Origin of the sequence: Enterobacter sp. PGRG2, from assembly GCF_030291195.1 — a bacterium.
In the GTDB taxonomy this organism is placed as follows: domain Bacteria; phylum Pseudomonadota; class Gammaproteobacteria; order Enterobacterales; family Enterobacteriaceae; genus Enterobacter_D.
On sequence record NZ_CP127837.1, the window covers coordinates 1,548,235 to 1,559,267 of the forward strand.

13 protein-coding genes and 1 tRNA gene are annotated in these 11,033 nt (G+C 57.7%); 5 read left to right on the forward strand and 9 right to left on the reverse strand.

The genetic code is table 11. The features are described 5' to 3' along the window. Positions 1-4: 4 nt before the first annotated feature. The 4 genes from QRD42_RS06665 to QRD42_RS06680 all read right to left on the reverse strand — a co-directional run bounded on the left by QRD42_RS06665 (position 5) and on the right by QRD42_RS06680 (position 4,380). Positions 5-958, reverse strand: a complete 954-nt coding sequence (locus QRD42_RS06665; RefSeq protein WP_318364141.1) for a nickel/cobalt transporter — start codon at positions 956-958, stop codon at positions 5-7. Positions 959-995: 37 nt separating this feature from the next. Further along, positions 996-1,610: a DUF2238 domain-containing protein gene (locus QRD42_RS06670; protein WP_318375671.1), complete on the reverse strand. Its 615-nt coding sequence runs from the start codon at positions 1,608-1,610 to the stop codon at positions 996-998. Positions 1,611-1,707: 97 nt separating this feature from the next. Continuing rightward, complete coding sequence (locus tag QRD42_RS06675) at positions 1,708-4,104, reverse strand: autotransporter domain-containing protein (RefSeq protein WP_321988463.1); 2,397 nt, start codon at positions 4,102-4,104, stop codon at positions 1,708-1,710. Positions 4,105-4,161: 57 nt separating this feature from the next. Next, the gene (locus tag QRD42_RS06680) at positions 4,162-4,380 is read right to left on the reverse strand and encodes a hypothetical protein (protein WP_321988464.1); all 219 of its coding nucleotides are present in this window, start codon (positions 4,378-4,380) and stop codon (positions 4,162-4,164) included. 199 nt (positions 4,381-4,579) lie between these two features. Here QRD42_RS06680 and QRD42_RS06685 point away from each other — a divergent pair, with 199 nt between their 5' ends. After that, positions 4,580-5,419, forward strand: coding sequence for an alpha/beta fold hydrolase (locus tag QRD42_RS06685; RefSeq protein ID WP_321988465.1), 840 nt, complete (start codon positions 4,580-4,582; stop codon positions 5,417-5,419). Between the two features lie 5 nt (positions 5,420-5,424). On the opposite strand, the gene QRD42_RS06690 is transcribed toward QRD42_RS06685, so the two are convergent. Both QRD42_RS06690 and QRD42_RS06695 read right to left on the reverse strand, forming a co-directional pair. After that, entirely contained in the window at positions 5,425-5,781 is a 357-nt protein-coding gene (locus QRD42_RS06690; RefSeq protein WP_072570230.1) for a type II toxin-antitoxin system ChpB family toxin, read from the reverse strand. Then, positions 5,775-6,026: an AbrB/MazE/SpoVT family DNA-binding domain-containing protein gene (locus QRD42_RS06695; protein ID WP_072570231.1), complete on the reverse strand. Its 252-nt coding sequence runs from the start codon at positions 6,024-6,026 to the stop codon at positions 5,775-5,777. The genes QRD42_RS06690 and QRD42_RS06695 overlap by 7 nt, the downstream gene beginning before the upstream one ends. A 450-nt stretch (positions 6,027-6,476) precedes the next feature. Between QRD42_RS06695 and QRD42_RS06700 the strand changes: the two genes are divergently transcribed. Next, on the forward strand, positions 6,477-6,905 hold the full coding sequence (locus QRD42_RS06700) for a hypothetical protein (RefSeq protein ID WP_072570232.1): 429 nt from the start codon (positions 6,477-6,479) through the stop codon (positions 6,903-6,905). Between the two features lie 153 nt (positions 6,906-7,058). Then, entirely contained in the window at positions 7,059-7,295 is a 237-nt protein-coding gene (locus QRD42_RS06705) for a hypothetical protein (protein WP_072570233.1), read from the forward strand. A 160-nt stretch (positions 7,296-7,455) separates the two neighbouring features. Here QRD42_RS06705 and QRD42_RS06710 read toward each other — a convergent pair. After that, positions 7,456-7,531 (reverse strand) — tRNA-Phe (locus QRD42_RS06710). Positions 7,532-7,712: 181 nt separating this feature from the next. Here QRD42_RS06710 and QRD42_RS06715 point away from each other — a divergent pair. Together QRD42_RS06715 and QRD42_RS06720 are read left to right on the forward strand one after the other, a co-directional pair. Further along, the gene (locus QRD42_RS06715) at positions 7,713-8,558 is read left to right on the forward strand and encodes an AraC family transcriptional regulator (RefSeq protein ID WP_321988466.1); all 846 of its coding nucleotides are present in this window, start codon (positions 7,713-7,715) and stop codon (positions 8,556-8,558) included. A 38-nt stretch (positions 8,559-8,596) separates the two neighbouring features. Further along, a complete protein-coding gene (locus QRD42_RS06720) occupies positions 8,597-9,196 on the forward strand; it encodes a LysE family translocator (RefSeq protein ID WP_321988467.1) in 600 nt (199 codons plus the stop codon). A 2-nt stretch (positions 9,197-9,198) separates the two neighbouring features. Here QRD42_RS06720 and QRD42_RS06725 read toward each other — a convergent pair whose 3' ends face one another. Together QRD42_RS06725 and QRD42_RS06730 are read right to left on the reverse strand one after the other, a co-directional pair. Continuing rightward, positions 9,199-9,774 carry a transcriptional regulator gene (locus QRD42_RS06725; protein WP_072570236.1) on the reverse strand — a complete coding sequence of 192 codons (576 nt, stop codon included), beginning with the start codon at positions 9,772-9,774 and terminating at the stop codon, positions 9,199-9,201. 47 nt (positions 9,775-9,821) lie between these two features. Then, the coding region (locus QRD42_RS06730) for a protein-disulfide reductase DsbD (RefSeq protein ID WP_321988468.1) at positions 9,822-11,033 on the reverse strand (1,212 nt) is incomplete at its 5' end.

The following is an 11,033-nucleotide window of genomic DNA, read 5'->3' on the forward strand; positions in this document are numbered from 1 at the left end:
AGGGTTAACATCCCGCCGCAATAAAATCCCCGTTCGCGCTCACCGGTATTACCGTTAAAAACAGCACTGAGGCAAAGAGTATTATCGCCATCCCTCCGGCGATTTTCAGTGCCGGAACAATCCATGTCTGGCGCTGCCCGCCAAACAGCGCCGCCGTACGGTTGCGGGCATAGCGTACCGCCAGCGACAGGCCGATGATCGAAAGACCTGTGCCGAGCGACATGGTCATCACCGCTGCCATGCCCCAGCTGACCATGCCCAGCGCATTCGAAAACAGCAAAATCATGATCGCCCCGCTGCACGGGCGCGCGCCGATAGAGAGCATCACGCCCGCGCGCGTTTTCCAGTCGCCGCTGGTAGCTAAGCCCACGCCATGATGATGACCACAGCCGCAGTCCGGCGCATGTCCGGCGTGAAGCGGTTTCATACGGTGGATACGCAGTCCGCGCGTGGGGAGGCTTCTGGCGGCCTGATAGATCACATAGCAGCCGAAGCCGCCGATCAGCAGCGCGCTGATTTTTTCGACGTACCAGCGGCTTTGGCTCAGATCCCCCGACGCCAGGTTAAAGCCAACGGCGAGGATAAAGACAAAGGCAATGGCGCTGACGCCCTGCAACAGGCTGCCGAAAAACGGGATCAGCCGCGCCGCCAGCGGGCTTTCCTGATTGGTGCCGAGCCAGGTGGTAACGATAAATTTGCCGTGCCCCGGCCCGATAGCGTGCAGCACGCCGTAAAAGAACGCGCCGACCAGCAGCCACAGGCCGCCGCTCAGCTGATGATTATTGAGTTGCAGCAGATACATCACCAGATAACGGTGCAGCGTGATCTGCGTGCTCAGGCACCACTGCAAAAAAGCGCCCCAGTGGTGGTGCAACAGCAGAAGAGCCGCCAGCGCGATAAGGGTGCAGGTTATCGCGCCGGGGAGCCGCCATGAGCGGGTCAGTGCTGGAGTCATCATAAATGCCCGTCGGGAAATGATGACCAGAGTATAGAGGTTAGGCCGCGTTAAGGTAACGGGATAACTGCCGCTGATGGTAACGCGCCAGCAGCAGCACCGTGGTCAGCGCACCCAGCAGCGCGCAGAACATGTCTGACTGGGTATCCCAGGGATCGCCCTGGGTGCCGAGGAAATCGTCCGCGCCCTGGCCCATCGCCAGTGCCGCCCACCACTCGATCAGCTCATACATGGCGCTGATCGCCAGCGCAATACAGCACACCACAAAGCCGAGCATTTTCCGCCCGCGCACAAAGGCACCGCGCACCAGGATCTCCCGCGCTGCCAGCGCCGGCACCAGCCCCTGGAAAAAGTGACCGAGTTTGTCATAGGGGTTGCGGTCAAGCCCCAGCCACGCCTGCACATCAAAGCCAATCGGCACTTTGGCGTAGGTGTACATGCCGCCGACCATCAGAATAATGGCGTGGAAAAAAATCAGCGTATACAGCAAGGGGGTGAGGGGATAGCGCGCGTGGGTGGCCCACAGCAGGGGAACGAGGATCAGCACCGGCGTGACTTCCATCAGCCAGGTAATTTTATCGCCAGCGTAAATACCGGTGTAGACAACAATCAGCGCCAGCAGCAGGGCTGCGACTTTTAACAGAGAGGATGGCATGGGTTTTCATCCGGATGAAAACCTTAACTATTGACCGGAACGGCGGCGGAGACAACCTGAAAATAACAGGGGCCGTTACCGGCCCCGTAGAATTAAATCAGAACGATTTGTTTAAACGCAGGCTGAAGGTGTGCGCCTGGTAAGTATCGCTGGCCTGAACATCGTAACGGGCGTCGATGGTCAGATCATTGGCGCTGTACAGCGTGGTGCCCACTGCCAGTCCCGCCATATCTTTCACCGGCGACGCGCCTTTGGTGGTGAATTGGGTTTCGCCCAGGGTATCGGCCACGTAGGACGCATTATTGCTCATGCGACGGTTATCGTACTGGTGGATCCAGGAGATCTGCGCAAACGGAGTCAGCGCGCCCAGCGGGGTATCCACGGTTTTCTGTACACGGACGCCGATATCGCTGATCACGGACTGGGAGTGTGAGGCATCCACGTCCAGCGCCATGCCGTTGCCACCGCTTTCCTTATAGCCATCAACATGCTGATAGCTGTAAGCCAGTGCGGCCAGCGGCGTGACCACGACCTGCGCAGGCAGCGTCAGCGGATAACCGAATTCGCTTTGCAGGGTGACGGACTGGCCGTTGAACTTGCCCTTCGCCGTGCCGGAGAAGCCGGTGAAATCAGCACGACGCACCGAGTCATAGTTCTGACGGTTCACTGCCGCAGACAGATTCAGGAACCACGGATTGCCGGTGTAAGCCGCATAACCAATCACGCCATAGTTGTCAGCGGTTGAGGTGTTGCCGCTCAGGTTGTCTTTGCCGTGCACCGAGGTGTTGCTGTAGTTCATCGCTGCACCTACGCGCCAGTCGTCGCCCAGCGCGCGATCGGCGCCGAGGATCAGACCGCCGAATTTCGCGCTGTAGCCGCTGACGTCGTCGGTGGTGTCCTGACGGGCATAACCGCCGAACGGCTGGCCCCAGACGATCCAGTTGCTGTAGTCATCACCGGTGGATACCCCGCTGGCACCCGCCGTCTGCGGATTACGCACGGTATCCATATGATTGCCCACCACTGACATCGCCGTGGAGTTCGCCACGCCGGTTGCCGTGCTGGCGCTGATGCTCTGCCCGGTGGACAGACGTTCGCCGACGCGGTTCGCTTCCTGCTCGCCGTCAATGGCCAGCGAGGCGTTGTAAAGCTCCAGCAGCTGCGAAGAGATACCGGAGTAATTCGCCAGACCACCCAGCGACGCCGTGGCGTTAGGCGTGGTTGCCCGTACTGGCTCAGCAGGCTGCGGTTCAGCAGGCGCAGTCACCGGCGGAGTCACCACCACAGGCGGCAACACCGGGGTAGTGACGACCGGGGTGATCACTTCCGGCACGGTAACGACCGGCGGTTTTTCGGCGGGTGTCGTGACAACAGGTATTGTTTCCACCGGGGGGGTGACCACAGGCGGCGTAACTACCACCGGCGTCTCGACAGGCACGCTTACTTCAGGCGGTGTGACCACGACCGGTGGTTTTTCCAGAGTTACCACCAGCGCACTGTTCGTATTGTCGGTGACGGTGGAGCCTGTCACCAGGCCGTCATAGCCTGCGGCTTTATAGTTCAGTGTCCCGGCGTTGTAGTTTGTGTTAGCGCTGTTCGCGTCGATCACCACATAACGCTGACCCGCCGCAAACTGATAGGTGTTGCCGGTACGCGCGAGGGAGACGCTGGAGCCTGCATCAACGGTAGCCGCGCCGCTGACAACCAGACGGCCATAGCTGCTGTCGGCTGCTTTATCGCCGGTCGCGACCGCATTATCAGCCACGCCAAGGATCAGCGCGCCAGTGGCATTCTGATGGTAATTACCAGTGATATTCAGCGGGGTGTTCACCTGCAGGCTGGCCGCGTCGTTCACCACAGTGCCTGGCGTATTGATGTTATCATTCAGCAGCAGCGAGCCGGAGCGGAAGAAGACATCGCTGGCGCTCAGGATCTTACCGATACCGTTGGTGCCGGTCAGTACGCCAACGTTATTATTGCTACCGCCGATAATATCCAGCGATGCGCCGTTATCGGAGCGTAACGTGCCTTTGATCGTGCCGCTGTTAGCCAACACCATGGCGGAGCCATTATTACCGGAGGCATGAATTGCATAGGTTGTGCCGGTAATAGTGCCGTTGTTTACCAGATTCAGGGTGCTGGTGTTATTCAGATAATTGTAACTGTAGATCCCGTAGGCACCGCTGATCAGACCGTTGTTAATGATCACGCTGCCTGCGTTATTGTTAATAGCGGCATTATTCCGGTTATATAACCCGACAAGGGAGCCGCTAATTTTACTGTTATTAGTCAGCGTGTTAATAAGGCCGTCATTGCGGATACCTATATAGGCACTCTTAATTGTACCCTCGTTATTAAAGGTACCGATCTCACCCGTATTGTAGACCGCAGCATTATTACCAGCGTTATTATTACCTGTATAGGTAATGGTGCCGGTGTTATTCAGGGTGCCGATAGTGCCTTCATTCCAGATACCGTTAGACTGCGTATACATATTCGCATTATCAGCGCTGATGCTACCGTCGTTATTCAGGGTATTAACGGATATACCCTACATAACATGCAGCGCGGAGCCGCTGGGGGGAGCCGTGACAGAACCCTGATCGGTAATAATGACCCGATCGTAAGCGTTGGCGATCTGCACATCGGACTGTGGGGTATTAATGGTGTAATCACTCGATATAGCGAGTGCGTGTGGTGCCAGCAGTCCTTGCGCGGAGGTTAAAGCAACCAGCAAAGATCCTTGCTGGCAGATACGTAATTTATTCATGATGTACCATTGCGATGTCGCGCTGTTTGTAAAAAGTATGTGCGGGTAGTAACACTGTTCAGACTAATCTGAATTTGTCTCCGGCGCAGAACACCCACTTAATGGCTAACAAAACAATAAGCGGTGCTTAATGATTTATCGGCGGAATTAAGGCTTACTTTAATATTTAACTTAAACCTCTCTCGCGTGGAGCCAGGAAATGGTAATAAATCGTGGGTATTTTAAAGCTGTGTTATTGATTAGCTTCGTTTTATTGTTAAGCGGCTGTACTACTTCGGATCCCCGCGAGACTGCTAGCACACTTGCGAAAAAACGCCAGCTGAAGGCGCGAGAATTCGTCACGGACTGGATTACTGTGCGCGGCTGGCAGCGCATCACGCCGCCGGTTACGCGTCTGCGGGTATATATCGAAGGGGATGGTTTTGCCTGGGTCAGCCGTACGCGCCCGTCTGACGATCCGACGCCGCGTAACCCGGTGGGCCTGCAACTGGCGGCGGCGGATCCGTCGGCGAACGTGCTGTATCTGGCGCGCCCTTGTCAGTTTATCGGCCCGCCGCTGCCCGCCGCCTGTCAGCCGCGCGTATGGACGGATCAGCGTTTTTCCGCCGCGGTCGTGGCGGCGATGAACGCGGCGTTAAGCCAGGTGAAGGCGCAATATCCGCAGGTGGAGTTTGAGCTGGTGGGCTATTCCGGCGGCGGCAATATCGCCGCGCTGCTGGCGGCCCGCAGACAGGACGTCATCGCGCTGCGCACGGTGGCGGGCAATCTGGATGTGGCTTATGTGAATGCACTGCATCATGTGACCCCAATGCCGGACGCGCAGAGCGCTATTGATGTCGCCCCGGCCCTGAAAAACCTGCCGCAGATCCATTACAGCGGCGCGGATGACAGTACCGTACCGCCCGCCGTGGCCGGACGTTTCCGTCAGGCGACCGGCCCGCGCTGTACGCAGGTGGCGGTGATCCCCGGAATGGATCACGGTGGAAACTGGGCAGCGCTGTGGCCGGAACTGCTGGGCAGGAAGGTGGGGTGCGGGTGAGCGGCTTAATCTGCTTCGACGAGGGTAGAGAATCTGAGCAGGACATCGTTAACAACGGCTTCGTCCAGGACTTCAACAAACCGGGCGTCGCGGGCGTTGAGATCAATCATCCGGGCCTGATTGAGAAGAACCACCCCCTGCGTTTTACTGCCAGAGCCGGAAAGCGAAACGGTAAACCCGGCATGACGGGCATAATTACCGCCCTGAGTAACCGGTGCGACGAACGCCATGCCCAAATCGTTAAACAGTTTTTTCGTAAGAATCAATGCCGGACGTGGTTCCCGCTGTTCGCTGCCAACAGCAGGATTAAAATCAACCATGACTATATCGCCGCGCTGCCATCCCTGCTTACGCTTTACCATATTTCATTCCCCACTGGCGCATCCTTACCCCATATTTCTTCTTCGCTGGTTGCTGGTGCGCTGGCATCGCACTGTGCGACCAGTTCTTCAAGCGTATAGCGTTGACGTACTGGCGTCAGAATAAGCGCGCCGTCCCGGACTTCTGCATCCAGAGACTGACCAGCGCTGACACCCAGTTGCCTGAGAAGCAGGGCGGGAAGGATAACGCCATTACTGTTTCCCCATTTTTTGATTGCAATGCTCATCGCGAACTCCCCATTTGTTTATACAAAGTATAACTTTCGGGCATGAGGTGTTCAACATACTCGCAGATAAACTGTCACCAGTAACGCCAGCAGAGTGCGCAGAAGGCATTGTTAACATCGCCGAAAGGGTACGACAGTTTTTGGACCGTCTTTGCGAGGCGCGCCGCAAATCGCGCTACTGTTTCCGCTTGCCGTTAATCGCGTCTGGCAGTAGCATCTTCCCGCACCTGCAAAATCAGGTGCCGGGATTGGTCTCCTGATGTTAACTCGTTGGCGACATTGATTTTTATGTCGTGCGTTCTGCTACATCTCAATGGTGGGCTGAACGGGGGCGCCGCAAGGTGCGCCGGTAGCCAACGAGACCGGTAAGACCAACTCCGTTCAGTCCCACCACCCATAAGATTGGTCTCTTACGTGGTGGGTTATAAAACCTCGTTGGAGTCTACCCTTATGGCTACCTATATAGAGCAGTCCAATAACTTACTTACCGTTCCCTTCACCGCAGATACAGATTTCACCGTGCTGGCGGATCACTGCGAGCACTTCGCCGAAGCGCTGATTGAAAGCGATGATACGGCGCTGCGCCTCGCCATGTGCGGGCGACTCAATGCCTGTCTGACGCTGCTGCAACCCACGCTCAATGATGCCATCCCGCCGCATCTTATTCCGGCGCTCACGGTTGATACCCCGCCTGCGGAACCGCCGCGTTTCGAACCGGAATCCGACCTGCTTTGTGAATACTGCCTGACCTTAACGCGCGTACTGAACAGCCAGTCGCTGCCGCCGGATATGGAGAAAACTCTTACAGGATTGCTGTGTGAACTGGTGTGGTATTTCGCCGACATGATGAAAGCGCCGCGCTGGGTAAAAGGTGTGTAAGCGTAGCCTGCTGTAAAAGCTTGCCGGGATCATGTAGGCCCGGCAAGCCTGCGCCGCCGGGCAAGCAGAGTTGAACAGATAAACCCTGTCACAACATTGGTATTTTGCATACGATATTATTACTGACCTGAAAGCATGCCGGAGGACAACATCATGTCAGCGAAACGCATTATGTCAGTTAAATACGAACCACTGACTTTGCGCATTAAGCCCGCCGAAGGAGAGATGATCGGTCGTGCCGCTGGAGAAGCGCTGATCGATCAGCGCATTATCATGATCGATCCTGATTCCTGTCAGAAATTTATCATGCGGATGGGTCAGATCCCTTCCCAGAATGTGTCGCTTCGAAAAACCATGCAAACTGCCGCCCCGTGGGAGCAAAAAAAATGATCACTACCCTGAGCCAGTGCAAGCCAGCAGATTGATCCCATGATGTTAATGGTGACGTTAGGGGATTTGATTGAGAGCTTAACGCTACGCAATAAATAGAAGCGATTAAATGAGATGCCAGAAAGCAAAAAACCCGCCATAAGCGGGTTTTTCTGAATAGTGGTGCCCGGACTCGGAATCGAACCAAGGACACGGGGATTTTCAATCCCCTGCTCTACCGACTGAGCTATCCGGGCAACGGGGCGCATTAAACCTTAATCGCTTTACGGCGTCAACCTTATTTCCGGAAATCGCGTTTAGTTGCTTAAATTTACGGCAGTTTGCTGCAATCTCAGCCATTTTTCGCCTGGCTGCACAAATCTTCCAGACATTCCCCACGCGGCTGTGAATGCTACACTCGGAGATCCGGGAGGACATATGGCACAAGACTGGCTGGAGCTGCGGCAGCACGACGAAACCGGCATAGAAACGATCCGCGCGCACTTTGAAGGGCACGCCTACGATCCGCACTGGCATGACAGCTATCTGGTGGGAATGACGCTGACCGGCACGCAGCAGTTTCACTGCCGCCGCGAACAGCATCGCAGCACGCCGGGGGATGCGTTCTTGCTGGAGCCTGGCGAAATCCACGACGGCGATGCGCCGGTGGCGGGGGGCTTTACCTATCTGACTTTTTATCTGGATGAGCGCTGGCTCGCCGACACCCTGCGCGGGCTGTATGACGCCGTGCCTTCGAGCTATTCGCTGCATTTTAACCGCACCATTGCCCGTGAACCGGCGCTCGTGCGGGCCATCGCGCAGACGTTTACCGCGCTGCACAGCGATGAGATGCGCATTCTGCAACACAGCACCATGGACAATCTGTTAAGCCAGCTGACACAGCACTGCCAGTGGCGCAAACGGCTGCCGGAGCAGGTGCAGAGCGGGGCCATAGCCCATCGTGCGCGGGATTATCTGTATGCTTTTGTCGGGGAGAATATCGGCCTTGACGATCTGGCGCGGGAAACCGGCACCGATCGCTTCACGCTGACGCGCTGTTTTAAACGGGAGTTTCATCTGTCGCCCCACGCCTGGCTGATCCAGCTGCGGCTGGCGAAGGCGCGGGCGATGCTGGCGCAGGGGGAGCAACCCGCCAGCGTGGCGGCGGCGCTCGGTTTTGCCGATCAGAGCCATCTCGGGCGCTGGTTCCAGCGTGCCTACCGGCTGTCACCGGCGCATTACCGCAGGCTGTGCACAAATCTTCCAGACCCGCGCGAAAAATAACGCCACAGTCAGGGCATCACTTATAAGGAGCCCTGCCTGTGAATCTGTTGTCTGCGTATCTGCCGTTTATGCTGTTTGCCTTTGTGGCGTCCATCACGCCCGGCCCGACCAATATCCTCATTCTGGCCAGCAGCCAGCGGTTTGGCGTCAAAGCCACGCTGCCTGCCGTGGCGGGGGCCTGTCTGGCGGCGAGCCTGATTGTCTTTGTTTCCGGCGCGGGCGCGGGGGAGGTGCTGCGGGATCATCCGCTGGTGCGTACGGTGATGAGCTGGATGGGAGCGCTGTGGTTAAGCTTAATGAGCTGGCAATTGTTCCGCGCACCGGCGGCGCAGTTTGATGAGGCGCAACAGCCCTTCAGCGCCAGATCGGCGGCGCTGTTACAGTTGATCAATCCCAAGACCTGGATGATGGCGCTGGCGGTGGTGAGCCTGTTTGCGCCGCACGGGGCGCATCCGCTGCGGGACATCACCCTGTTATCGCTGCTGTTTTTGCTGATTTCGGTGATCTGCCTGAGCGGCTGGGCATTGTCCGGCAATGCCGTTAACCGGATTTTCCGCACCCCGTCGGCGCTGCGCGGCTTTCAGCGGSCGATGGCGCTCTGTCTGTTGCTGTCAGCCTGGGCGGGTTTGCTGCACTGAGATCAGGTCAGCGCGCCGCCCTGACGGCACTGGGCGAAACGCAGAATATCTTCGGCCAGGCGCTGGGCGGTGTCGACATCCGTCTGGCTGCGGTTAACCAGCATCCGGCTGAGGCAGCCTTCCAGCACCAGCTCCATTTGTTTGGCGACCATAGGCGCATCTTCAATGCCGATCTTTCGCAGCAGATCGTGCGAGAACTCATAGGCCGCGCTTTTTTGCTGCGCCGCCAGCTGATGGATCGGGTGCGCCGGATCCGGGTAAAAGGTACAGGCGGCGATAAACAGGCAGCCGGGATAGCGGTGATTCGCGACGCATTCGCTCAGCGCGCCATAGCGGGCCAGCAATTTTTGCTCAAGGCTGAGGTCGTCGTTCAGCAGCAGTTGCCTGCGCCAGGTATCGACCTGCGTGCTCAGATAACGCAGCGCATCATAAATCAGCGCGTCTTTATCGGGCCAGAAGCGTAAAAATTCATCCAGCGGATAATTGATACGTTCGGCGATCATCTCTGGCGTGGTATCAGCAATCCCTTTAAGTTCAAGTAATTGCAGAGTGTTCCCCAAAACATCTTCGCGTTGCACGGTGTCCTCCTGCGTTATTGAACCGTTTTTCCCATTCACAGTGTCGTTTACGGCTGGCGATTGCGCAAATGCGCGGCGAAGGCCGCCGCGTCCATAAAACCGGCCACCCGTAAGGCGGATTGTTCGTTGCCCTGCGCATCAAAGAACAGGATCGTGGGCAGTCCAGGCACCTGCAGCGCCTGTAACAGAGCGGCATCTGCCGCGGTGTTCGCCGTCACGTTGGCCTGCAACAGTACGGTATCTTTCAGCGCTTCCTGAACATGCGGATCGCTGAAGGTGTACTTCTCAAACTCTTTACAGGCCACGCACCAGTCGGCGTACAGATCGAGCATGACTGGTTTGCCCTTCGCCTGAGCCAGCGCCTGATGCAGCGCATCCAGATCCGCCACTGGCGTAAAGTTAAGGTGCGGCAGGTTCTGCGCGGCGCTTACGCCAAAGGCCCAGTCCTGCAACGGCTTCGCGCAGACCAGCGCGCCGCCCAGCAGAACCACCTGCACGATGCGCACCCACGCCGCTTTTGCCGTAAGGCTGGAGATAAACGCCCAGCAGAAGAAGGCGACGCCGAGCATCGACCACAGCCGTAGCCCCCAGGTATCGCCCAGGACACGCTCCAGCAAAAACACCGGCAGAGCGAGGATCACAAAGCCAAAGGCGATTTTGACCTGCTCCATCCATGGCCCGCTTTTCGGCAACAGGCGGTTGCCAAAGACGGTGATCAGTATCAGCGGCAGGCCCATTCCCAGCGCGTACAGGTACAGCGTGCCGCCACCGAGCCAGAGGTTGCCGCTCTGGGCGATGTACAGCAGGATGGCGCTGAGCGGCGCGGTGGTGCAGGGGGAGCAAATCAGCCCGGCAATGGCCCCCATCACAAAGACGCCGCCGGGGGAGCCGCCCTGCTGACGATTGCTCCACAGCGTTAAGCGGGTTTGCAGCGCGGAAGGCAGCTGTAAGGAGAACAGGCCGAACATCGACAGCGCCAGCATGGTAAAGAGGACCGCCAGTCCGATCAGCACGTAAGGATGTTGCAGCGCCGCCTGAAACTGCAGCCCGGCGGCAGCCACGACCAGGCCCAGCGCGGTGTAGGTCAGCGCCATGCCCTGCACATAAATGAACGCCAGCAGCAGGGCGCGGCCTGTGCGAAGGCGCTGTTTGCCTCCGAGCACGATGCCGGAAATCAGCGGATACATCGGCAGTACGCAGGGGGTAAAGGCGATGCCGATGCCGATCAACAGCGCCCAGAGGGCGGAAAAGGGCAGTTC